Raw genomic sequence first — 24,164 nt, 5'->3', positions numbered from 1 at the left:
AGTATATGGCAGCAGTTCCAGATCAAATTTTAGGTAGCGCAGGTAAGCAAGATGCGGATCCAGGTGAAACCCAAGAATGGTTGCAGGCGCTTGATGGCGTAATTCGTAATGAAGGCCCAGAGCGCGCGGCTTATCTGATTGATCAGCAAATTTCTCATGCTCGCGTCAATGGGGTCAATCAATCATTCCATGCAGATACTCCTTACATCAACACGATTCCGGTAGAGCAGCAAGCACGTCTACCAGGGGATCAGAATGTTGAGCATCGCATCCGCTCCTACACGCGTTGGAACGCAATGGCAATGGTTCTGCGTGCTAACAAAGACACGAACGTTGGTGGACATATTTCATCCTTCCAGTCGGCCGCTACTTTATATGACGTCGGCTTTAATCATTTTTGGCATGCGCCATCACCAGAGCACGGTGGCGACCTGATTTTTGTTCAAGGGCATTCAGCCCCAGGTGTTTATGCTCGCGCCTATATGCTCGGCCGCCTGTCAGACGAGCAGTTGAATAACTTCCGTCAAGAGGTTGGCGGCAAGGGTATCTCTAGTTATCCACATCCTTGGCTAATGCCAGATTTCTGGCAGTTCCCTACAGTGTCTATGGGTCTTGGACCCATCATGGCTATTTATCAAGCGCGCTTTATGCGCTACATGCAGGATCGCGGATTTATTAAGGCGGAAGGGCGCAAAGTCTGGGCCTTCCTCGGGGATGGTGAAACTGATGAGCCAGAATCCCTCGGCGCTATTGGTATGGCTGGCCGTGAAAAATTAGATAACCTGATTTTTGTCGTGAACTGTAACTTGCAGCGTCTTGATGGTCCTGTGCGTGGTAACGGCAAGATTATTCAAGAGCTCGAGGGTGAGTTCCGCGGCTCTGGTTGGAATGTAATTAAGGTAGTTTGGGGTGGCCATTGGGATGCTTTATTCGCACGCGATAAAAAAGGCATCTTGATGCAACGTCTTGGCGATATCGTGGATGGCGAGTACCAAACCATGAAGGCCAAGAATGGTGCTTATGTTCGCGAGATCGTATTCAATACCCCCGAATTAAAGTCGCTAGTGAGTGACTGGAGTGATGATGAGATTTGGAATCTCAATCGCGGCGGTCATGATCCACACAAGGTATTTGCCGCCTTTCATTCAGCCGTAAATCATAAGAATCAACCAACAGTTATTTTGGCCCACACTATTAAAGGTTACGGTATGGGTGGATCTGGTGAGGCGATGAATATTGCCCACCAAGCTAAGAAGATGAATGCGGATGATGTACGTCGTTTCCGTGATCGCTTCGAGATTCCAGTAAAGGATGAGCAATTAGATGACATGCCTTTGGTGAAATTTGCTGAAGGTAGTCCCGAGCTTGATTACATGAAGGCCCGCCGCCAGGAATTAGGTGGCTACCTTCCACAGCGTCGAATGAAGGCCGAGAGCCTACCAGTGCCTGCGCTAGATGTATTCGCACCATTATTAGAGGCAACCACCGATGGCCGTGAGATCTCCACAACGATGGCCTTTGTTCGCATCCTTAATACGATTGTGCGCGACAAGGTTTTGGGTAAGCGTGTAGTTCCGATTGTTCCAGATGAGTCTCGAACCTTTGGTATGGAAGGTATGTTCCGCCAGCTAGGGATTTGGAATCAACTTGGTCAGCTTTACACCCCAGAAGATCATGATCAATTGATGTTCTATAAAGAGGATAAGACGGGCCAGATTTTGCAAGAGGGTATTAATGAAGCGGGTGGTATGTGCGACTGGATCGCTGCTGCAACTTCATACTCAACTCATGGCGTACCGATGTTGCCCTTCTACATCTTCTACTCCATGTTTGGTTTCCAGCGTATTGGCGACCTCTGCTGGGCTGCTGGCGATATGCGTAGCCGTGGATTCTTATTGGGCGGTACTGCCGGTAGAACAACTCTGAACGGCGAAGGTCTTCAGCACGAAGATGGCCACAGCCAAGTATGGAGTGCCGCTATCCCGAACTGCATAAGCTACGATCCTTCATTCTCATTTGAAGTGGCCGTGGTGATTCAGGACGGTATGCGCCGCATGTTGGCTGAACAGGAAGATGTCTATTACTACATCACTTTGATGAATGAGAACTACGCTCATCCAGCAATGCCAAAGGGTGCGGAACAAGACATCATTAAGGGAATGTACAAATTGAAGTCGGTTGGTGATGTCAATGCTAAATTGCGTGTACAGCTCTTAGGTTCAGGCACGATTTTCCGTGAAGTCATTGAAGCCGCTGAAATCCTGCATCAAGATTGGGGTGTTGCCTCTGATCTTTGGGGTTGCCCAAGCTTTACTGAGTTAGGTCGTGATTGGAATGCGGTTCACCGAAATAATCTTCTCAATCCAGCAACTGGACCTGCTTTTTCGCATGTAGAGAAGTGCCTTAAAGATACTGCGGGTCCAATTGTTGCTGCTACTGACTATGTACGTCTATTTGCAGAGCAAATTCGTCCTGCAATTCAGCATATGGGTCGTCGTTTTGAAGTTCTAGGTACTGATGGATTTGGTCGTTCAGATACTCGTGAAAAATTACGTGATTTCTTTGAGGTCGATCGTCACTGGGTTGTCCTAACTGCCTTACGTTCTTTGGTGGATGCTGGTCAGCTTGATCGTCAAAAACTAGCAGAAGCGATTAAGAAATATGAAATCGATATCACTAAACCAAACCCAATGACGGTTTGATAAGAGACAGAGACTATGAGCCAACTAATTGATATTAAAGTCCCAGACATTGGGGATTACAAAGATGTGCCTGTCATCGAGGTATTGGTAAAAGCCGGTGATCGTGTTGAGAAAGAGCAGTCAATTGTTGTTCTTGAATCAGACAAAGCAACCATGGATGTTCCCTCATCGCATTCCGGTGTGGTGAAAGAGGTTAAGGTTAAAGTCGGCGACTCGATTTCGGAGGGCGCCATTGTTTTGGTGCTCGAAGAAAGTGGTGTTGCGGCTCCAGCGGCTACGCAAACTTCTGCTGCTCCAGTGGCAGCAAAGGCGGAACCTGTTGCAGCGCCAGCTCCAAAAGTAGAGCCACCGATAGTACGTGCACCAGCCCCCCCGCCTATTAGCAATACCCCAGTTGAAGTAGACCCAACAGCCAGCCATGCAAGTCCTTCAGTGCGGAAGTTTGCGCGTGAACTCGGCGTTACCGTTCATCAAGTTAAAGGATCGGGGCCTAAAGGTAGAATTACTCAGGAAGACGTGCAAGCCTTTGTAAAAGCTGCAATGAGTGGCGGAGCTGGAAGCGCATCAAATGCATCTGGCGGAAGCTTGGGCGGTCTGAATTTAATTCCTTGGCCTAAAGTTGATTTCTCTAAATTCGGCGAGACAGAGCGTCAACCACTAAATCGCATTAAGAAGTTAACTGCTGCGAACTTGGGTCGCAACTGGGTAATGATTCCTGCAGTGACTTATCACGAAGATGCAGATATTACTGACCTTGAAGCATTTAGAGTCCTTACCAATAAAGAGAATGAAAAGCAGGGGCTCAAAATCACGATGTTAGCTTTCTTGATGAAAGCCGCTGTCGCTGCACTCAAGAAGTTCCCTGAGTTCAATAGCTCCATTGATGGCGATGACTTGGTATTGAAGAAGTATTTCAATATTGCTTTCGCCGCAGATACGCCAAATGGTTTGGTAGTTCCGGTGATTCGTGATGCCGATAAAAAAGGCATCTTTGAGCTTGCTCGTGAAACCTCCGAATTGGCTGCGCTTGCGCGTGATGGCAAGTTGAAGCCAGAGCAGATGCAAGGCGCAAGCTTCACCATTTCTTCCTTGGGTGGTATTGGTGGTACGTATTTCTCACCCATCGTGAATGCGCCAGAAGTGGCTATCTTAGGTGTAAGCAAAGCTGCCATGAAACCTGTTTGGGATGGCAAGCAATTTGTACCGCGCTTAATTTGCCCGTTATCACTCAGTGCCGACCATCGTGTGATTGATGGTGCTTTGGCAACGCGTTTTAATGTCTATATCGCTCAACTGATGTCCGACTTCCGTCGCGCAGCGCTATAAGGAGAAGATATGGCTAAGCAAATTATTCTTGTTCCAGATATTGGGGACTATTCAGATGTTCCAGTCATCGAGGTGCTCATTAAAGTTGGCGATGTCATTGAAAAAGAACAGCCTTTACTTGTTCTGGAATCTGACAAAGCAACCATGGAAGTGCCGGCTGATGCTGCTGGAACTATTTTGAGTGTCTCTGTAAAAGCTGGCGATAAAGTAAGCAAGGGAAGTGTTGTTGCTGAAATTGAAGCGGGGGCAGCAGCTGTACCCCAAGCCTCAACAGCAGCAGCTTCAGCTTCAACCCCCGCTCCCATAGCAGCACCTGTGATCAGCGCTCCAATCGCCGGGCAGTACAGCGGCAAAGTGGATCATGAGTGCGAAGTGCTCGTATTGGGTGCTGGCCCTGGTGGTTACAGCGCTGCATTCCGAAGCGCAGATTTAGGTATGAGCACTATCTTGATAGAACGTTATGCAACTTTGGGTGGTGTTTGCTTGAATGTCGGCTGTATTCCATCAAAAGCTTTGCTTCATACAACTGCAGTGATGGATGAAGTCAAGACCATGTCTAAGCATGGCATTAGCTATGGCGCTCCAAAAATTGAAATCGATCAATTGCGCGGCTATAAAGATTCAGTCATTGCCAAGTTAACTGGTGGATTAGCCGGTATGGCTAAAGCGCGTAAAGTCACTGTGGTGCGTGGATTGGGTCGTTTTTTGGATGCCAATCACGTTGAAGTTGAGTTAACCAAAGGTGATGGTCAGGACTTAGCCGGTCAAAAGGAAGTGGTTCGTTTCCAGAAGGCCATCATTGCAGCCGGAAGTCAGCCAGTCAAACTGCCTTTCCTGCCGGAAGACCCGCGCATTGTCGATAGCACTGGTGCTTTATTACTAAATAGCATTCCAAAACGCATGTTAGTCATTGGTGGCGGCATTATTGGTTTAGAGATGGCGACAGTCTACAGCTCCTTAGGCTCACGGATTGATATTGCTGAGATGATGGATGGTCTGATGGCAGGTGCCGATCGTGACTTGGAAAAGGTTTGGGAGAAATTTAATGCCGGCCGTTTTGAAAAGATCATGCTCAAGACTCGTGCCTCAAAAGCCGAAGTGAAAGCGGATGGTATTCAGGTTAGCTTTGAAGGTGAGAGCGCCCCTACAGAACCGCAGACTTACGATTTGGTATTAGTTGCAGTAGGTCGCACACCTAACGGTAAGAAGATTGATGCTTCTGCTGCAGGAGTCATTGTAGATGAGCGTGGCTTTATTCCAGTCGACAATCAAATGCGTACGAATGTGAATAACATCTTTGCCATTGGCGATATCGTTGGCCAACCCATGCTTGCTCACAAAGCGGTGCATGAGGGTCACGTTGCAGCTGAAGTGGCTGCAGGTGAAAAATCTTACTTTGACGCTAAGCAAATTCCATCGGTTGCATATACTGATCCAGAGGTGGCTTGGGCTGGCTTGACAGAAGAGCAGTGCAAAGCTCAAGGCATCGCTTACGAAAAAGGTTTATTCCCTTGGGCTGCCAGCGGTAGGGCGATTGCCAATGGCCGTGACGAAGGCTTTACCAAACTCATTTTTGACGCTACAAGCAAACGCATCATTGGTGGCGGTATTGTTGGTACTCACGCCGGTGATTTAATTGGCGAAGTGTGTCTTGCTATTGAGATGGGTGCTGATGCAGTAGATATCGGTAAAACCATTCATCCGCATCCAACACTGGGTGAATCTGTTGGTTTGGCTGCGGAGGCTGCTCATGGCCACTGCACTGATCTGCCGCCAGTAAAAAAGAAAGCGCACTAAATAAACTAGCATCGCCCATTTGCTGGATAAGAAAAAGCCTCGAGAGATCGAGGCTTTTCTACTATAGCTGTCGTAACACCAGCAATGCAGCAACTATAAAGGCTTACTTTTTCTTAGCAGTTTTATTTGCAGGCTTGCTAGTTGTATTCATGGTCTTTTCAACTGAGCTGGTGGCATTGTTCAAGTTAGTTTGGGCAAGCTCTACAGCATGCTTTACCGCTTTTTGACTTGTTTCAAATACGTTGGTCGCAGACGCGATTGCTTGTTTCATGGCATTGACTGCAGCATCGGATCCCGCAGGAGCATTTTTTGTCCAGTCTTCTACCAAGGCATTAATTTTTTTCTGGCCCGCCTGTAACTCTTGTTCAGCAGATTTAGTGAAGCTAGCCTGGGTCTCATGAGCTAATTCATAAAGATGACGGCTGTAAGCCATAATTTTTTCAGCCATTGGCTGAACTGCCTCCGCTTGATGGGCGAGAAGCTGTTGAATATCTTTCACTTCCAATGCTTTCTTAGCGCTACTCATGCTTTCACCTAAGCTTTGCTTGGCTATGTGCATATTGAGTTCAATTAATTTCTCAATACTCTTGAGCGCTTGATTGGTGAGTCCGCTCAAAGTCTCTAAATTAGCTTTTTGCGCTGCTGCGATTTGTTCAGGCGTTAAGTTCATATCAATCCTTTTCATGTCAACTCAATCTTTTCTAACTATGAGCTTTATCTGGATCTTGTCAATTTATTTACGCACCATTTTATAGCATTTATGATGCACTGCAATATAAATTAGATAATGCTTTGAAATGGAGGGTGGGTATAAAAAAAGCCTAAAATCAGGGATTAACAAAAAACTCCACATTTTCAACAAGTTACCCATGAGATTGAAGCTTGACAGCCTAATTGCCCCATTATTTGTATTGATTTGGAGTACCGGCTTTGTTATTGCGCGATTAGCGATGCCTTACGTGGAGCCAGCAGGCTTTTTGTTTTGGCGATTTGTAGGTGTTTTGATAGCTATGGCATGCCTGAGCTTGGTTTGGAAAATAAGTTGGCCAAGCTGGTCACAAATGAAGCATATCGCAGTAGCGGGGGTATTGCTCCAGTTTGGTTACCTGCTTGGCGTTTGGTTTGCAGTTCGACTGGGTATGACTGCTGGCTTAGTAGCTATTATTGTCGGTTTACAGCCGATCTTGACTGCTTGGTTTGCCGCTTGGGTATCCGAAAAAGTGACTGGACGTCAATGGATAGGTTTGGCTTTTGGATTTGCTGGTGTTGCTCTGGTAGTTGCGGAAAAAATTGGTTTTGCCCATATTCCCGTGTTTAGCTACGTCCTTGCATTTGCTGCCTTGCTATCCATCACTTTTGGCACGCTTTACCAAAAGAAGTTCTGTCCAGTATTTGACCTTCGCGCAGGCTCATCAATTCAGTTTGGAGTATCAGCCTTACTGTGCTTTATCTGTATGCATTACTTCGAATCTGGAGTCATGGTTTGGAATGCCTCCGTCGTTGGGGCATTATTCTGGGCCATCTTTCCGCTATCCATCGGATCAATTAGCTTACTTTTTATGATGATTCGAAAAGGGGCGGCCACCAAAGTAACGAGCCTCTTATACTTGACGCCACCCACTACTGCGGTGATGGCGTGGTTCTTATTTGACGAGCACTTTACGCTAATGATGGCGGCGGGCCTGTTACTCACTATGACCGGGGTTGTGTTGGTGAATCGTGGACAAACCAGTACTGTTGCAACCATTGCTGAATAGAGTCGCACTAAATAGAAGCATTTTTTTCAATCACGCATGCAATAAGCGCGGCATAGAAGCAAAAGTTATTTATCATTCTGTATGTTAAAAGTTTTGGAAGGCATTTTGGGATGTATTTGAATCGTTTTTGGCTCATCGCCCTAGTCGGCCTCATGTCATTTGGCGTAGCCACTTCTTTTCAGGTTGGTGCGGCCAATAAAGACTCCCAAACTTCCAAGTCAAGCAAAGGGTCAGCAAAGACCCCTGCTAAATCAGAATCTAAGAAAGCTGCCAAAAGTTCTAAGAAGCCAAAAACTGTTCGCACCACCGTGACTCGTTCCAGCGCACCCGTTGTAGCAGCAAGACACTCATTTGCAACAGCATTGGGTTTGCGTGGTCAGCACGATGATTTGAGTTTGAAATCGAGTGTAGCGATGGTTGTTAATCAAGATACCAAAGAAGTCTATTTTGAAAAGAATTCTTCGGTCAGTTTGCCGATCGCTTCCATCACGAAGTTAATGACTGCGATGGTCGTGCTTGACTCTAAATTACCTCTTGATGAAACCATTGTTATTAATGCTGATGATGTTCATATTTATCGGACTTCGCGCCTTGCGGGTGGAACGGTCTTAACGCGAGAAGAGGCCCTGTTATTAGCCTTGATGTCTTCTGAGAATCGTGCAGCCTATACCCTTGGCCGCAATTATCCTGGTGGTATTACGGCATTTGTTGATGCCATGAATCGCAAGGCAAAAGAAATCGGCATGACACATTCTCATTTTGCTGATCCTACTGGCTTGTTGAGCGAAAACGTTGCTTCTGCTGAAGATCTTACGCGCTTGTTGAGTGCCGCTTATCAATATAAGATGATTCGTGAGTTTTCTACTTGGCCTGATTTGACAATGGTAATTGCCAAACGTCCGCAGAAGTTTTTGAATACAAACCGCTTAGTTCGTGCTGGCGATATGAATATTGGCTTGCAAAAAACGGGCTTCATTAATGCAGCAGGTCGATGTCTAGTGATGCAGGCTCGAGTGAATGACACTCCATTATTGTTGGTCTTCTTAGACTCCGTCGGGACACAATCACGTTTTGCCGATGCGGTGAGGGTACGTGACTGGTATGAGCGCATGCCTTCGGGTGAGCCCCATGCAATTCGTCGCTTAATGTAGGAATTGTGCTCCTAAGCGAAATGACATTCTAGGAATTAGTGTCGCTAATTTTGGGTTTGTAGCCCATTCCCTTGGAAATTTGTAGGGCCGTGTCTTGTAGCAGCTTTAGCCAGTCAGCTTGAATGCGGTCGGTGGGAGAGCTCAATGAGAGTCCTGCAACCAACTTGCCGCTATCATCAAAAATCTGAGCAGCAACACAACTGACGCCTAGCTCCAATTCTTCGTTATCACGCGCATGGCCTGATTTACGAACTTGATTGAGTTCGGAATCTAATTTTCCTGGTTCAGTGATGCTATTTCTGGTGTGACCAGCTAAGCCGGTGCGCGTGACATAAGCGCGAACCTGACTTGCATCATCACTTGCTAAAAATAACTTTCCAACTGATGTCAGGTGAAGTGGTGCATGACCGCCGATGGCGCGAACTACTTGCATCCCAGAACGTTCACTGTAGGCGCGGTCGATATAGACAATCTTATCGCCTTGGCGAACTGATAGGTTAATGGTCTCACCAGTAAGTTTATGTAAGGCTCGCATAGGTGCTTGCGCCGCTTCTCGAACGGATAGCCGGGCTTTAACGAGGTTGCCAAGCTCAAGCAACTTTAGGCCAAGGCGATACGTGCCGCCATCGCCACGCTCGACCAATCGGCAGGCTACCAAGTCATTGAGGATGCGGTGAGCTGTAGAAGGGTGTAAATCTGTTTCTTCAGCGAGGTTTTTAAGGCTACTCGACTCTTCGTGGGTAGCTAAGGCATCAAGCAGGTTCATCATGCGTTCAACTACCTGAATGGCTGTTTTGCCAGCCTCACCAGGTACTTTTGGCATTTTTTCGGGTTTACTCTTTGTCATATTGTTAATTGTAGCGATTTTTAATCAAATTGCACAATATGAAATTTCATTCCAGCCCTCAATGGCCTTCTAGCATAAGGAAGGCTACTGTTTTAAAGCGGCAGCACACTCCGAAATGAGTTTTGGACCGCGGTATATGAGGCCACTATAGACTTGCACCAAACTAGCCCCTGCAGTCATTTTTTCTTGAGCATCCTTGCCAGACAAAATGCCGCCAACACCAATAATAGGAATGACATCACCTAGGTATTGTTTTAGACTCCTCACAACTTCGGTAGAGGCCGTCCTAACTGGAGCACCGGATAAGCCGCCGATCTCTTCGCCAAATTCGAGGCCACGAACAGCATCACGGGCAATCGTTGTATTCGTCGCGATGATTGCATCAATCTTAAATTCAAGTAATAGGTCGGCAATAAGCTTGATATCGTTTTGATCAAGATCGGGAGCAATTTTTAAAAAGAGTGGTTTTCGAACACCATGTAGATCACTCAGTGCTTCACGCGCTAAGTGCAAAGAGCTAAGTAGGGAGCGCAGCATGTCTTCACCCTGAAGTGCACGTAAATTCTGGGTATTAGGAGATGAGATGTTAACGGTGATGTATGAGGCGACTTCATAGACCGCCTCCATGGCTGTGACGTAATCGCTAGCAGCGTTCTCAATCGGGGTGCTTGCATTCTTGCCGATATTCAAACCAACAATGCCACCGTTTTGCCAATAGAGAGAATTGCGGACGCGCTTTACGCAGGCATCAACACCGTCATTATTGAAGCCCATACGATTAATAATTGCTTGAGCTTGTGGCAAGCGAAACATTCGGGGTTTTGGATTGCCCGGCTGAGGTTTTGGTGTCACAGTACCAATTTCTAAAAAGCCAAAGCCCAAAGCGCCAAGTGCATCAATATGTTTGCCATCCTTATCTAGTCCGGCAGCAAGACCAACTGGATTTGGAAAGGTAATACCACATAAGTTGCGGGGATCTGGAGCAGGTTGATCAACCAAGTATCGCAGCAGGCCCCAGCGCTGAGCGCGATCTAGATTGCTCAGAGTGAGGTTATGGGCTTGCTCTGGGTCTAAAGAAAAAAGCCAGGGGCGGAATAGAGGATAGCTATCGATCATGGGTAGATATTATGGCCCAATGATGGGTTGCCAGTGATCATCAACTAATCCTTCAATTGGCTGAAACTTAGCCTTGTAGGACATTTTTTCACTATCTTCAATGTAGTAGCCTAGGTAGAGATAGGGGAGATCTAGCTCCAGCGCCTGCTGAATTTGCCACAAGATGCTAAAACTTCCATAACTCGCAGAGGTATTGCTGGTATCAAAGAAGGTGTAAACCGAGGAGATGCCTTGATCCAAGATATCAATCATGCTGACCATACGCAGACGCCCTGGATGAAGGTCATGTGGGCCATCACGAAATTCAACAATTCTGGAATTGACACGACTTTGCAATAAAAACTGCATGTACTGATCTTGGTTATCTTCGCCACTTTGATCCATATCACCACCAGAATGACGCTCATTTTGATAGCGTTGATAGAGTTCAAAGTGCTCTTCTTGATAACCTAGGTTCAGCACCCGAATATCTAGCCCAAGGTGTTTTTTCCAGGAGCGCTTTTGACTGCGATTTGGTGCAAAGTGCTTTACTGGAATACGGGTTGCAGTACAGGCGCTGCACTCATCGCAATATGGCCGATAGGTATATAAACCGCTACGACGAAATCCCGCATTTACAAGCTCGCCATATAAATCAGCGTGGATCAAGTGGGAGGGCGTAGCTACCTGTGATCGAGCGGTTTTTCCCGGTAAATAGCTACAGGGATAGGGCGCTGTTGCGTAGAACTGAAGCTCGGTTAAGGGGAGTTCTTTTAATTGGGTCATAGCCAGTGACGCAAAATGTCTTTATCAAATTTCCAAGGAAGCTCTATATTAGTTTGCTTTAAGGCAGTTTGCAGGTGAGCTAAAAATTCATCTCGAGATATCGGTGTGCCACCTAGGGAATCGAGGTGGGCAGTCTCCTGCTGGCAGTCAATCATTTCAACTTGATGTTGTTCGCACCAGGCAGTGAGAGCAGCTAAGGCAATTTTGGATGCGTCGGTTTGATGGCTAAACATAGATTCTCCAAACACCATCGCACCAAACGCTACGCAATAAAGGCCGCCTATTAGTCGTCCATTCTGTTTGATTGCAATGCTGTGGGCGTGCCCTTGTTCATGGAGATTTGTATAGGCATCCATAATTTCATGGGTGATCCACGTGCCATCCTGATCATTTCTTCTGGTGGTTGCGCAAGAGCGAACAACTGCTCCAAAGTCTTCGTCAACGTAGATATTTTTCTGTGGATCGGATAAAAAATGCCTAATAGTTTTCTTAAGAGAATCATGGCATTTAAAGTTGCTAGGTTTTAATACCATTCTAGGGTTTGGTGACCACCATAAAACCGGCTGGTTTTCTGAATACCAGGGAAAGATTCCCATCTGGTATGCGCGAGCTAGTTGCCCCGGATATATACGTTCGCTAACCGCAATTAAGCCGGGAACGCTAGGATCGGGATCTGGACAATACATCGGATTAGGAAATTCATCCTGAGACCCTAACCAGTTGATATTGCTCATGAGTGCACAAAATTCAGATTTTTTCGGTTGGCAAGATATCTCGACTGCGAACACAAAACTCAAGTCCTGAATCAAAGACTCCTGCAGCGCGATCTGCAAAGAACCACTCTAGAGTTTGCTTGACTGTTGGAAAAGCAATTTCACCCCAGGGAATATCTTCCTCATTAAAGAGGACAACCTCTAAACTCTCTTCCCCAGCCTCAAAGCTTGGGCTGCTCATTGAGGCGAGGTAAAAGAGATGCACTTGTTCTGCATGTGGCACATTTAGAAGTGAGTAGAGTTGACCGATTTCTACTGTAGCACCCGCTTCCTCTTGTGTTTCTCTCGCTGCCCCGGTGCTGGTGCTCTCGCCAAGCTCCATAAATCCAGCAGGCAGAGTCCAAAAGCCATGACGTGGCTGTATGGCACGACGACACAATAAAACTTGATCACGATAGACTGGGATGCTGCCGACTACGTTACGTGGATTGAAGTAATGAATACTTCCGCAGGATTCACAAACATGACGTTCCCGCGAATCATCTGCAGGTATCTTGATGCTAATCGGCGCTGCGCAGTGCGAGCAAAACTTCATGCGGACTTTCTAAAAATGGGCGGGGATGAGGCCGCGTAGTGCATTGCTAAGCATAATCTCTTTTGCACCCCGGACGTCTTCAATAGTCAGGTTAGCTTCATGGGCATTCCATTGAGGGTCGCTTAATACGATTGACCTCATAACTCCCGGTAGAAGACCAGCTGAGATGGGTGGAGTAAGCCAGCGATCACCGGACTTGATAAAAATGCTACTTCTTCCGCCTTCAGTCACATAACCTTGTTCATTGATGAAAAGTGCATCGAAACCACCTAAGCCCTCCGCTAATTTCCACGCTTGGTCATAGAGATTGCGGCTGTTCACTTTATGTCTCAGCAGAATGTTACCCGAGTGCAAGATACCTTTTTTAGGATCAGGAAGAATGTCGCTAGCCCAAAAGATCTTTACTGAGCTTTGAATAGGGGTGATTGCAGCAATTTGACAGCTTGGTTTGCCAGCATGATCTAGATCTAATCGCAGTCGATATTCAGTGTCGCCGGTACATTTTTCGCAGCCAATCTCAACAGATTGAATGAGCTCTGTAACGGAGCAGGGAATGTGAAGAGCCAAAGCTGAATTCATTAAACGCGACAAATGAAGTTCAAGATGCTGAGCCTTGCCCTGACGAACCAAGATGGTCTCGAATAAACCTAACTCACTGGGTAACTTAGTGAGAAAGGCCGCTTTAATTTGGCACTCCTCCCATTCTTGATTGGCTTCGGAATCAATCGTAATGCCAGCACCAATACCCAAAGTAAATGGCGATGCATGTGTCTTTGTATCTTGATTAATCTCAAGCGTGCGGATGGGAACGCTAAATGCAAAGTCACCACTAGGATCAATCCAGCCCAGAGCGCCACAATAGTAGCCGCGATCTTGTGGCTCCAATTCTTGGATGATCTCCATGCTTCGCTTCTTGGGCGCGCCAGTGACAGAGCCACAGGGAAAGACGGCGTTCAGTACATCCTGTAATTGAATTCCAGGTTTCATCTCAGCCTGAACTGTGGATGTCATTTGTAGAACATCGCCGTACCTAGCAACCTCAAAGAGGTGTGGCACGGTCACAGTTCCGGGTAAAGACAGGCGACTTAGATCGTTGCGTAGCAAATCGACAATCATCACATTTTCTGCTTGATTCTTTGCGTCTGCTGATAAATGCTCAGCGGAATCACTTAATGCACTTGCAGTACCTTTCATCGGCATCGCTTTTAAGGTGTTGCCTTGCTTCTGTATAAATAACTCGGGTGATTGCGACAGAATGCAGCTGGAGTCTTCAGAAATAAATGCACCAAATCTTCCCGGCTGGCGGCTTCTTAATCGCGCATACAGTGCTAGCGGATCACCATAGGATTCACCGCTAATCCGAAAGGTGTGATTAATTTGATAAGTGTCGCCATTGCGGATGTACTCCTGAATAATTTCAATATCGGAGGTGAACTGCTCTTCATCAATGGAAAAATTCAGGCTAGCAACACCTGAGATTTGAGAATCAGGCTCTAGGGCAGCGATTCTATTTCGAATAAACTTATCAACATCCTCTTTGCTCAAGCTCTCATAGGATTTAAAAGACCAAGCCTGCACGAGGGGATGAAGTTTCATTTCCTCGGCTGGCCGCCGCTCAATCTGATGAATGTATAGACCCAATTCATAAGCAAATGCCGCGACAACATATTCGCCGCGGGCCAATGCCATATTAATACTTTTCAGGCATTCATCTACCGCAGCAATCGTTTCTGAGGACTTTGTCTGAGGGTAGATGGTCCAGCACTGCAGCACCTTTTCATAAAGACGGCTACTTGGCGCAGCATGACTGCTTTGTGCATCATCAAGCAATATCATGCTGGCGACCGTTCGAGTCTAAATACAGTTTGAAATTACTTTAAAACAGTAGCCGACTCAATTGTGACGGTCTTACTAGGCACGTCGGACATACGACCCATCTTTGGTGCTGATGCAATCATAGTGGGAATTTTGCGAATGGCATCAATGGTTTGAGTACCAAAAATCACTTTACCAAATACGGTATATCCATTACCCATCGCGTTTGGATAATTCAAACCTTCATTGTCTTTAACGTTAATAAAGAACTGGGCCGTTGCTGAATCCGGGTCAGAAGTGCGCGCCATGGCAATGGTGTAAGTCTGATTCTTGAGACCATTTTGAGCTTCTGAAACTACCGGTGCATTAGTTGGCTTTTGATTCAAGTCAGAAGTAAAACCTCCACCTTGAATCATGAAGCCATCAATCACACGGTGAAAAATTGTGCCGTTATAAAAACCACTATTTACGTAGTTTAAAAAGTTTGCAGTGGTTTTTGGCGCCTTGACTGAATCTAACTCAACAACAAAGCTACCCATGGTGGTTTTGAATTCCACTTTTGGGCTGGCAAAGCTTGCGGCGCTAGCAATTAAGCTAGAAACCATAAATAGGAAGGCGATAATTTTGCGCATAGTGGAGATCCTTAAAAATTGCATAAAAAAAGAGTAGATATGATTGTATTGCTCAAAGACCAGAAGGTACTTGGCCTGCATAGCGATAAGCCGCTTCTTCGAACATATCTGGCCTATCAAGATAATCCAAGACCCAGTCAATAGTGTCCACACCCCAAAAAGCATGGCCATTGATGACTAGGGTAGGCACTCCAAATGCGCCATCTGCTTTTGCACTTTGAGTATTGCTAACGAGCTTTGCTTTTATTTCTGGCGCATCTGGTTTTTGCGTATCTAATGCTAAGCCTAAGTATTGGCAAAATTCTGACCAAGATGAATTGGGGTCTTTACCCTCAACCCAAACATACTCAAAGGCACGCTCAACCATTTCCCATTGGGCATTTTCCTGAACTAGTAATCGTTGTGCTGCAACGGTGAGAAAGGGATGGTGCTCTGGAAAGCGAAACGGTAGGCCTAACTTTTCAGCGAGCCATACACAGTATTGATAGGTGTGAGGGCGCTTAGCTTCAACCTCACCAGGACCACGGTTATCAGTTGCACGAAAAAGTCCGCCCAACAAGATTGGTACAGGCTGAATATCTACACGCTGTTCAAGACGATGACGTTGCTTGATATAAAAATACGAAAATGGAGAAATAATGTCGTAATAAAACGTCCCTTTGATCGTCTTTGTGTCAGTCTGATCTTGTGTCACTTTTTGTTTGATTCCAAATCTAACTTACGCAAGAAAGCCATCTTTTCAGCAATCTGACTCTCAAGTCCCCTATCAACAGGCTCATACCAATGTGGCTCTGCCATTCCTTCGGGCAAGTAAGACTCTCCAGCAGCATAGGCATGAGGCTCATCATGCGCATAACGATATTCTTTGCCGTGGCCTAACTCTTTCATGAGTTTGGTGGGGGCGTTGCGCAAATGATTTGGGACTGGTTTGCTCTGATCATTGGCAACATAGGCTCTTGCTGCGTTATACGCCTTATAGCTTGCATTGCTTTTAGCGGCGATCGCCAAGTACACGACAGCTTGTCCAAGGGCTAACTCGCCCTCTGGTGAGCCAAGTCGCTCAAAGGTTTGCGCAGCATCATTTGCCAACTGCATTGCTCTAGGATCGGCAAGACCAATATCTTCCCAAGCCATCCGAATAATTCTGCGGGCAAGATAACGGGGGTCTGCACCGCCATCCAACATCCTGCAAAACCAATACAAGGCTGCATCTGTATTCGAGCCGCGAACTGATTTGTGTAGCGCAGAGATTTGATCATAGAAGTGGTCACCACCTTTATCAAATCGGCGAGCTTGAACTGTCAAAGCGTTCTCAATGAACTGCTGATCTACTTTCTGGATCTGAGAGTTTGGTGTTGTGACGGCATTACGCACTTGCTCAACTAAGTTTAGTAATCGCCTAGCATCGCCATCTGCATGAGCAATCAGGCTATCAATGGCTGCTGATTCAAACTCAAGACCAAGCATTGCATATTCGTGAGCTCGATCAAACAATTGTCTAAGCTCTAAGTTACTCAATGATTTCAGCACATAGACTTGAGCGCGTGAGAGTAGGGCTGAGTTCACCTCAAATGAGGGGTTTTCAGTGGTGGCGCCAATAAAGGTGAACAGGCCGGACTCAACATGGGGTAACAAAGCATCTTGTTGGCTTTTATTAAAGCGATGAATCTCATCTACAAACAGAATGGTTTGTCGACCATATTGAGACATGCTTTGCTGTGCTTGCTCAATAGCTTCGCGAATTTCTTTTACTCCGGCAAGAACGGCTGATATCGCTATAAATTCTCGATCAAAAGCCTTTGCTGAAAGTCTCGCTAGGGTGGTCTTGCCAACCCCTGGCGGACCCCAAAGAATCATCGAATGGGGCTTACCCGAGGCAAAAGCAAAATTGAGTGGTTTACCTGCGGCTAGAAGATGTGCTTGCCCAATGACTTCTTCAATACTTTTTGGGCGCAAGGCTTCCGCTAAGGGTGGTGGAGGCGCTTGATCAAATAAATTGCCCATGGGTAATGAATTAGTTTTGTACAAACAAAATAACGAGAGCTGCCCAAACTAAGCATCCAGCAGAAACGATCGTAAGTCGATTGCGCATAGTCATGAATGCACTGAATGTATCTTCGCTGGAAAAATAGTACTGGTAAGTTTCTTTATCGATATTGCGTTGGATAACCAATGCTGATGCCAAAATGACCAAGCCTACTGGGATGTAAATATGTAATGCAACCCAGGCCACCAAGGCTGGTATCACACCCCAAATCCATGCATTGCGATCCTCCCAACGGTCTCCCGGAGGTGCTTTACCTAATGTGTGTAAGTTGGCGCCCCAATGTAATGCACCCATGAATGCAGTAATTACTGCACCGTAACCAGCCAGCGATTCAGCGCTTAAATAATTGAGTGGAGTTGGTGCTAGCTGCACCATTAAGGCTAAGCCAACAAAAGGAATCAGGCCGGCATAAGCTAATTTACGAACTAGGGGTGGTAATGGGTTCACAAAAACTTCTTTAATTGGGTTGATAGACGATGGATTGGAAAATTACTGATCGTAGGTGTAGACGCCGCGCCCAGTTTTGCGACCAAGGTAGCCAGCAGCAACCATCTCGCGAAGGAGTGGGCAAGGGCGATACTTCGAGTCACTGAAGTTCTCAAAATAGACTTCCATAACCGCTAGGCATGTATCAAGACCGATGAGGTCAGCTAAAGCCAATGGGCCAATGGGCTGGTTGCAGCCCAATTTCATGCCAGCATCAATATCCTCAGGGCTAGCCAGGCCTTCGTAAAGAACAAAGAAGGCTTCATTAATCATTGGCAGCAAAATACGGTTCACCACAAAACCAGGAGAGTTCTTAACGGTGATGGGCTCTTTACCAATACGCTTAGCCATTTCAATAATGGCGGCGTGGGTTGCGTCGGAGGTTTGCAAACCTCGAATGACTTCAACCAATGCCATCATTGGTGGTGGATTGAAAAAATGCATGCCAATAAACCGGCTTGGATTGGAGTCTAAGGCGGCTAGCTTCGTGATGGAGAGCGAAGAGGTATTCGTGGCAATAATGGTTTCTTTGCTGACAATCTCATCGACCTGCTTCAAAATCTTTTCTTTAATAGCTTGATTTTCGGTAGCAGCTTCAATGACTAATTGCAGCCCCCTGAAGTCATCATAGGAGGTGCTAGCTTTAATGCGCTTGAGTGCGGCATTTTTACCTTCAGTCGTTAGAGTTTCTTTTTTAACTAGGCGATCAAGGCTCTTGCTAATCTGACTTAAGCCACGTTCAACAGCGGCATCACTGATATCAACCATGACGACATCGAGACCGGCTACCGCACAGACTTGCGCAATACCGTTTCCCATCGTGCCTGCACCAATCACTCCGATTGATTGAATCTTCATGCTATTTCCTTTTTTGATACTGTGATGAACAATCTTCATGCTATTTCCTTTTTTGATACTGTGATGAACCAAATAATTGCTCTCTTGCTTTGTCATCATGCAAGGGCTTACGTAATGCAGTTAATACTTCAACGCCGCGTTTTACGGCAGGGCGTTCACCAATCATTTCAAACCAGCGTTTGAAATGCGGAAACTCATTGATATCGATGCCTTGGTTCTTCCAGTTTCGTGCCCAAGGAAAAATAGCGATATCAGCGATGGAGTAACTTTTTCCAGCAATGTAAGGATTATCTGTCAGTTGTCGATCGATCACCCCATATAGGCGCTTAGCTTCATTAGTGTAGCGAGTGATTGCATAGTCAATTTTTTCTGGAGCATAGAGTCTAAAGTGATGGTTTTGCCCTAAAAGCGGGCCTAGGCCACCCATCTGAAACATCAGCCATTGCAATACTTCATATTTACCCCGGGGAGATTTGGGCAAAAACTTCCCTGTTTTGGCTGCCAGGTAAAGGAGGATTGCACCGGACTCGAAGAGATGGATGGGTTTGCCATCAGGACCATTGGGATCGGTAATTGCTGGAATCTTGTTGTTTGGGCTAATCGCCAAGAACTCAGCCTTGAATTGATCGCCAGCCCCAATGTCAATTGGATGGGCAGTCCAATCTTTACCCAATTGATACCCACACTCTTCAAGCATGATGTGGACCTTATGGCCATTTGGAGTTGGCCAGCTGTAAACATCAATAATATTTTTATTGGGTTTGCTTGTTGCCATGATCAATCCTCTGATAGTGTTTGTAAGCGCTCTAAAGCTGCTGAAAGCGTTTCTTCTTTTTTAGCAAAGCAAAAACGGATGACGCCTGAGTCAACCGGATGAGTGTAGAAGGCAGATACCGGAATGGCAGCCACACCAATTTCGGTAGTCAGCCAAGAGCAAAAATCGGCTTCGTTCATTTTTGCTTGGGCTATGTTCAGCTTGGTGTAATTGATACACTGAAAATAGGTCGCCGGTGCTGGCAATAACTTGAAGCCAGTTTGCTTCAGGCCCTCACTAAAGTAATCCCGCTTAGCTTGATAAAAGGATGCCAGTCCAAGGTAGTGGTCTGCATTCTTGAGATATTGGGCTAAGCCATATTGCATCGGGGTATTCACTGTAAATACGTTGAACTGATGCACTTTGCGAAACTCTTGCATCATCGTTGCAGGCGCCGCCACATAACCCAGCTTCCAGCCGGTCACATGATAGGTTTTACCAAAACTGGATATCAAAAAGCTGCGCGCTGCTAATTCAGTATGGCTTGCAATGCTGGCATGATGCTGTCCGTCAAACACCATATGCTCGTAGACTTCATCGCTCAAGATGAGGGCATTAGTGTTCCTCACTAAATTTGCCAATCGATCCAGATCCGTCTTTTGCCAAATCATCCCGGTTGGATTGTGGGGTGTATTAATGATGATGAGTCGTGTTTTTGGATTGATTGCCTTAGTCAAATTATCCCAGGGGATCGAATATGAATCGACACATTCTTGCTCATCGCGATTAGCAATTAAAGATACCGCAATCGCTCTACCGCCAGCCAATTCAATTGAGGGGCGATAACTGTCGTAGGCTGGTTCAATGATGACAACTTCATCACCTGGACTGACGCATGACAGTATGGCCGTCATGATTCCTTGAGTGCCACCAGCGGTAATTGTGATCTCCGTATCAGGGTCGTAGTTATGGCTATACAAAGTAGCAATTTTCTGTGCAATACCTTGGCGTAACTCTTTAATTCCTGTCATTGGTGGATATTGATTGTGATCGGCAAGCATTGCTGCATTGACGTGAGAAATGAGTTCTCGATCACAGGGGAAGTCCGGAAAGCCTTGACCCAAGTTAATGGCCTGGTGCTTTGAGGCAAGCGCCGACATGACTGTGAATACCGTTGTCCCCACCGCGGGTAGGCGACTTGGAAAAACTGGTGGCTGAACGGAGTTTTGGCTCATGAAAGGGGTTTAGGGCAAATAGCTTGGGTAGTCGCTAGAATGGTAGAAATTCATACTCAAATTGTGCCATGTTGATCGTCCTTTCACCCGCTAAATCCTTAGATTACAAAACACCTGCAAAGGTTAAGACGCCTACATTGCCGGAGTTTGTCTCGGAATCGGCTAAGTTGATCGCTGATCTGAAGAAACTTTCCCCTCAGGAAGTCGCTAATCTAATGGGTTTATCAGATCAGTTAGCCGTGCTGAACATGGGGCGTTACCGCGATTGGTCCAAGAAATTTACAGAAGAAAACAGCAAGCCAGCGATTTATGCCTTTGATGGCGATGTCTATGATGGGTTTGATGTGCAGACACTGGATGCTAAGGCGATTGCGTTTGCCCAAGATCATGTTCGGATTCTGTCCGGCCTATATGGTGCTTTGCGCCCACTAGATTTAATGCAGCCTTATCGCCTAGAGATGGGTACTTCGTTCAAAAATGCCCGAGGTAAAGATTTGTATGCATTTTGGGGTGAGCGCGTGACCGATTCATTGAAAAAGATTCTGGGGCAACAAAAGAAGCCCGTCCTCCTCAATTTAGCCTCTGAAGAGTATTTCAAGGTGCTGCAAGCGAAGAGCTTAGATTGCCCAGTCATCTCTCCAGTTTTTCAAGATGGCAAGGATGGTAAGTACAAAATCATTTCCTTCTATGCCAAGCGAGCTAGGGGCTTAATGGCGCGTTATGTGGTTGAGAATCGTATTACTGATCCAGTAGATTTGAAGGGCTTTAATTTGGATGGTTACAAATATGTTGCCTCTGAATCCAAGCCAGAGAAGCCCTTGTTTAGACGTCCCGAAAGAAAGTAGGAGAGTGCATCATGGCAGTTCATCGCACTAAATCCTCGCAGCGCGCTTCCCCAGATGTGGAGCGCTTGGTAGCAGATGCTATTTCTTTGGCTGCCTCCGGCAGTCATACTGAAGATCAGTTTTGGGAAGAGCGCTTAAATGTCCGCTTAATGCGTCTTCTCAAAAGTCAGAATCAAAATGTGATTGATGCTGCACTAGATCAAACGTTTCGAATTAATACCGTAGCTTTCGAGGTACTTGCTGATTGTGCTGAGACGCTAGCTGAATCCTTGGCAATGGAGCATGAAGGTCAAAATTGGGATGTATTGTTATTGGCTTTGCCAATCGTTGCGCATACCCGCTATCAAATTCCTTCAGGCGTACTCCCAGTGAAGGTTATTGAATCTACTGCCGCTGCATTGCATAGTTCAATTGCCTCCACAGATGCGCGCTTAGCGATTGTTCCTTGGCTCTATAGCATTGACCAAATGCCACATTCGCATTGCCAAACACGATTGCTGACTGAGGCTTTGGCTGCCGCTGCTATAACTGCAAGCGAGGTTAAGTTAGAGCTGCGCGAGATGTCAGAGACGATTGCCGTACTGGCTGATCCACGCTTCATCATTGCAGCTGTTGCTGCGCCTTCAGGATCACCGCTGTTCCGCTGGCAGGCCGAAGCCCCAACGCGGCAAGAGCGCGGGGTGAGCTTGATTGGTTGGCAAAATACTATGCAAGAACCCGTTGCCGCACTCTTACCCGGTTGCGAATTTGAGCTTCTATTGCCAGAAGCATATTTTACAAACTGTCGGTTAGCTGATAAGCAAGTGCGCCCATTAAGTATTCGAGCTGCAGTCAATTATCTTGAAAGTACTCTTGGTGTGTTGCCCGCTGCTTTGTCCTGTGTAGTAGGAGCATTCGGTGAAGATCAGGCCGATGAGTATCGAATCTCGTTTAGCTTAAAAGGCTCATCTGAAGTGGTTTATGGTGTCATTTGGCCGCTGTACGATCGTGAGAGCGTTGCCAATGATTCTCTAAATGATTTGTCTGATGATGAAAGCCCAATGAAGCGGATTGCTGACGCACTTCGCGATGCAGGGGTTGAGGATGTTTTCCGCCATGCAATGTTGTTTGATCCTGAGCTTTGTGATGACTGTGGAGCGCCACTGTTCCCGGATCGTTCTGGTGACGCTGTTCATGCAGAGTTACCCGATGACGCACCAACACAGCAACCGTTATTTCACTAAGACAAGCCCTATTCTTTAAATGCGCAAGATATTAATAAAAGAGCCGAGGAATTCTCGGCTCTTTTATTTTGAAGCAGTTGCATTTAGTTCTGCGTAAATGGTTCAGCGTCAGCAAATAAGTGAGGAAGCTTGCCTGTCTTCATTTCTGCGGTTTGGCAGAGGTCAGCAAGACGAGTTCCGGATTTAATGTTGAAAAGCATTGCCTTATTACCCAAGACTACAAGATCGTGTCCAGTATTGGTGTTCTTGTAACGCAGGCTACCTGGCAAAGAATTTTCACGCTTCAAATCAAAAGTCTTAGATTCCCAAGTAAGGCGAATCTTTTCTAATGTTCCTGAAGTTTTGAATTGCTTGCTGTCGCTACAAGTCCAAGCAGTTACTTCTTCATTAGCAAAGGCGGATACTGAACCTATGAGGCCAGCTGTTGCTAAGCTAACGATGAGAAGAGATTTCTTCATATGTATAAATCCTTATGAGAGGAGATGCTTAACGCCAGCTTGCTCTTCAAGCAATTCGTTCAGAGTGTGGTTCATGCGTTCACGTGAGAACTCATCAATTTCTAAACCTTCAACCATCTTGTATTCGCCGTTTTCGCAAACTACTGGGTAGCCATAAATGACTTCAGCAGGAATGCCGTACTCACCCTTAGATGGAATACCCATGGTGACCCACTTACCATTTGTGCCAAGAACCCAGTCACGAATATGATCGATCGCTGCATTAGCTGCAGAGGCTGCAGAAGAGAGGCCGCGTGCATCAATAATGGCAGCGCCACGTTTGCCAACTGTAGGAATGAATGTGTCTTTATTCCAAGTTGGATCATTGATACTGTCTTTTACAGACTTGCCATCAATCGTTGCAAAGCGATAGTCTGGGTACATGGTTGGGCTGTGGTTACCCCAAACAACTAATTTCTCGATGTCGGCAACGGGCTTGTTCAGCTTGTTGGCTAATTGTGAGAGTGCACGGTTGTGATCCAAGCGCAACATTGCTGTGAAATTCTTCGCAGGAATATCTGGAGCAGATTTCATGGCGATATAAGCATTGGTATTTGCTGGGTTGCCAACAACCAATACCTTCACAGTCTTCTTGGCCACAGCATTCAATGCCTTGCCTTGAGCTGTGAAAATCTGTGCGTTAGCTGATAGCAAATCTTTGCGCTCCATGCCTGGGCCACGTGGACGTGCGCCAACCAACAAAGCAACATCAATATCCTTAAATGCTGTCATTGGATCAGAGTGGGCTGTCATTCCGGCTAGCAATGGGAAAGCACAATCTTCTAATTCCATCATGACACCTGTGAGGGCCTTTTGCGCTTTTTCATCTGGAATTTCTAGCAACTGGAGGATTACTGGCTGATCTTTGCCTAATAAGTCGCCATTGGCGATGCGAAAGAGTAGTGAATAACCGATTTGACCGGCTGCACCGGTGACTGCAACACGCATTGGGGCTTTTGCCATTACTAATAACTCCAGTTGAGGTTAATTAATGAAATCTTTT

The 24,164-nt window shown here is 46.2% G+C and carries 23 protein-coding genes; 7 read left to right on the top strand and 16 right to left on the bottom strand.

Going from position 1 to position 24,164, the window contains the following annotated elements:
* Positions 1–5: 5 nt before the first annotated feature.
* From aceE to lpdA, 3 genes are read left to right on the top strand one after another with little or no spacing between them, the layout of a single operon-like run.
* Positions 6–2,702 (top strand): pyruvate dehydrogenase (acetyl-transferring), homodimeric type, encoded by a 2,697-nt coding sequence (gene aceE / locus B7Y67_RS01105; RefSeq protein WP_293596922.1) that lies wholly within the window; start codon positions 6–8, stop codon positions 2,700–2,702.
* Positions 2,703–2,717: 15 nt separating this feature from the next.
* Complete coding sequence (aceF, locus tag B7Y67_RS01100; RefSeq protein ID WP_293596921.1) at positions 2,718–4,028, top strand: dihydrolipoyllysine-residue acetyltransferase; 1,311 nt, start codon at positions 2,718–2,720, stop codon at positions 4,026–4,028.
* A 9-nt stretch (positions 4,029–4,037) separates the two neighbouring features.
* Positions 4,038–5,825, top strand: coding sequence for a dihydrolipoyl dehydrogenase (gene lpdA / locus B7Y67_RS01095; protein ID WP_293596920.1), 1,788 nt, complete (start codon positions 4,038–4,040; stop codon positions 5,823–5,825).
* Positions 5,826–5,928: 103 nt separating this feature from the next.
* Here lpdA and B7Y67_RS01090 read toward each other — a convergent pair whose 3' ends face one another.
* Positions 5,929–6,510 (bottom strand): phasin family protein, encoded by a 582-nt coding sequence (locus B7Y67_RS01090; RefSeq protein ID WP_293596919.1) that lies wholly within the window; start codon positions 6,508–6,510, stop codon positions 5,929–5,931.
* Between the two features lie 184 nt (positions 6,511–6,694).
* Here B7Y67_RS01090 and B7Y67_RS01085 point away from each other — a divergent pair, with 184 nt between their 5' ends.
* Both B7Y67_RS01085 and B7Y67_RS01080 read left to right on the top strand, forming a co-directional pair.
* Positions 6,695–7,582, top strand: a complete 888-nt coding sequence (locus B7Y67_RS01085) for a DMT family transporter (RefSeq protein WP_293596918.1) — start codon at positions 6,695–6,697, stop codon at positions 7,580–7,582.
* Positions 7,583–7,692: 110 nt separating this feature from the next.
* A complete protein-coding gene (locus B7Y67_RS01080) occupies positions 7,693–8,733 on the top strand; it encodes a serine hydrolase (protein WP_293596917.1) in 1,041 nt (346 codons plus the stop codon).
* 28 nt (positions 8,734–8,761) lie between these two features.
* Here B7Y67_RS01080 and B7Y67_RS01075 read toward each other — a convergent pair whose 3' ends face one another.
* The 13 genes from B7Y67_RS01075 to B7Y67_RS01015 form a co-directional block, all read right to left on the bottom strand.
* Entirely contained in the window at positions 8,762–9,580 is an 819-nt protein-coding gene (locus B7Y67_RS01075; protein ID WP_293596916.1) for an IclR family transcriptional regulator, read from the bottom strand.
* Positions 9,581–9,664: 84 nt separating this feature from the next.
* Complete coding sequence (locus tag B7Y67_RS01070) at positions 9,665–10,696, bottom strand: quinone-dependent dihydroorotate dehydrogenase (protein WP_293596915.1); 1,032 nt, start codon at positions 10,694–10,696, stop codon at positions 9,665–9,667.
* A 9-nt stretch (positions 10,697–10,705) separates the two neighbouring features.
* A complete protein-coding gene (locus B7Y67_RS01065; protein ID WP_293596914.1) occupies positions 10,706–11,461 on the bottom strand; it encodes an arginyltransferase in 756 nt (251 codons plus the stop codon).
* A complete protein-coding gene (aat, locus tag B7Y67_RS01060; RefSeq protein WP_293596913.1) occupies positions 11,458–12,195 on the bottom strand; it encodes a leucyl/phenylalanyl-tRNA--protein transferase in 738 nt (245 codons plus the stop codon). Before aat ends, B7Y67_RS01065 begins: the two co-directional genes overlap by 4 nt.
* Positions 12,196–12,208: 13 nt before the next feature.
* Positions 12,209–12,769 carry an NUDIX hydrolase gene (locus B7Y67_RS01055; RefSeq protein ID WP_293596912.1) on the bottom strand — a complete coding sequence of 187 codons (561 nt, stop codon included), beginning with the start codon at positions 12,767–12,769 and terminating at the stop codon, positions 12,209–12,211.
* Positions 12,770–12,778: 9 nt separating this feature from the next.
* A complete protein-coding gene (locus tag B7Y67_RS01050; protein ID WP_293596911.1) occupies positions 12,779–14,605 on the bottom strand; it encodes a bifunctional chorismate-binding protein/class IV aminotransferase in 1,827 nt (608 codons plus the stop codon).
* Between the two features lie 35 nt (positions 14,606–14,640).
* Positions 14,641–15,216 carry a peptidylprolyl isomerase gene (locus B7Y67_RS01045; protein ID WP_293596910.1) on the bottom strand — a complete coding sequence of 192 codons (576 nt, stop codon included), beginning with the start codon at positions 15,214–15,216 and terminating at the stop codon, positions 14,641–14,643.
* 52 nt (positions 15,217–15,268) lie between these two features.
* The gene (locus B7Y67_RS01040; RefSeq protein WP_293596909.1) at positions 15,269–15,910 is read right to left on the bottom strand and encodes a 2-hydroxychromene-2-carboxylate isomerase; all 642 of its coding nucleotides are present in this window, start codon (positions 15,908–15,910) and stop codon (positions 15,269–15,271) included.
* Positions 15,907–17,220 (bottom strand): replication-associated recombination protein A, encoded by a 1,314-nt coding sequence (locus tag B7Y67_RS01035; protein ID WP_293596908.1) that lies wholly within the window; start codon positions 17,218–17,220, stop codon positions 15,907–15,909. The genes B7Y67_RS01040 and B7Y67_RS01035 overlap by 4 nt, the downstream gene beginning before the upstream one ends.
* Positions 17,221–17,230: 10 nt before the next feature.
* Positions 17,231–17,710: a DUF3429 domain-containing protein gene (locus B7Y67_RS01030; RefSeq protein WP_293596907.1), complete on the bottom strand. Its 480-nt coding sequence runs from the start codon at positions 17,708–17,710 to the stop codon at positions 17,231–17,233.
* A gap of 42 nt (positions 17,711–17,752) precedes the next feature.
* Entirely contained in the window at positions 17,753–18,607 is an 855-nt protein-coding gene (locus tag B7Y67_RS01025) for a 3-hydroxybutyryl-CoA dehydrogenase (protein WP_293596906.1), read from the bottom strand.
* Positions 18,608–18,647: 40 nt separating this feature from the next.
* Positions 18,648–19,355, bottom strand: coding sequence for a glutathione binding-like protein (locus tag B7Y67_RS01020; RefSeq protein ID WP_293596935.1), 708 nt, complete (start codon positions 19,353–19,355; stop codon positions 18,648–18,650).
* A gap of 29 nt (positions 19,356–19,384) precedes the next feature.
* Positions 19,385–20,596, bottom strand: a complete 1,212-nt coding sequence (locus B7Y67_RS01015) for a methionine aminotransferase (RefSeq protein WP_293596905.1) — start codon at positions 20,594–20,596, stop codon at positions 19,385–19,387.
* 68 nt (positions 20,597–20,664) lie between these two features.
* On the opposite strand from B7Y67_RS01015, the gene yaaA reads away from it, so the two are divergent.
* Both yaaA and B7Y67_RS01005 read left to right on the top strand, forming a co-directional pair.
* Complete coding sequence (gene yaaA / locus B7Y67_RS01010) at positions 20,665–21,441, top strand: peroxide stress protein YaaA (RefSeq protein WP_293596904.1); 777 nt, start codon at positions 20,665–20,667, stop codon at positions 21,439–21,441.
* Positions 21,442–21,452: 11 nt separating this feature from the next.
* Entirely contained in the window at positions 21,453–22,664 is a 1,212-nt protein-coding gene (locus B7Y67_RS01005) for a DUF2863 family protein (RefSeq protein ID WP_293596903.1), read from the top strand.
* An 83-nt stretch (positions 22,665–22,747) separates the two neighbouring features.
* Here B7Y67_RS01005 and B7Y67_RS01000 read toward each other — a convergent pair whose 3' ends face one another.
* On the bottom strand, positions 22,748–23,122 hold the full coding sequence (locus tag B7Y67_RS01000; protein ID WP_293596902.1) for a hypothetical protein: 375 nt from the start codon (positions 23,120–23,122) through the stop codon (positions 22,748–22,750).
* A gap of 12 nt (positions 23,123–23,134) precedes the next feature.
* The gene (locus B7Y67_RS00995) at positions 23,135–24,124 is read right to left on the bottom strand and encodes a malate dehydrogenase (protein ID WP_293596901.1); all 990 of its coding nucleotides are present in this window, start codon (positions 24,122–24,124) and stop codon (positions 23,135–23,137) included.
* Positions 24,125–24,164 lie beyond the last annotated feature (40 nt).

The sequence above is a fragment of the Polynucleobacter sp. 35-46-11 genome (assembly GCF_002281105.1).
Note: the sequence above shows the minus strand (reverse complement) of the source record. Positions and strands in the feature narration are given on the sequence as shown.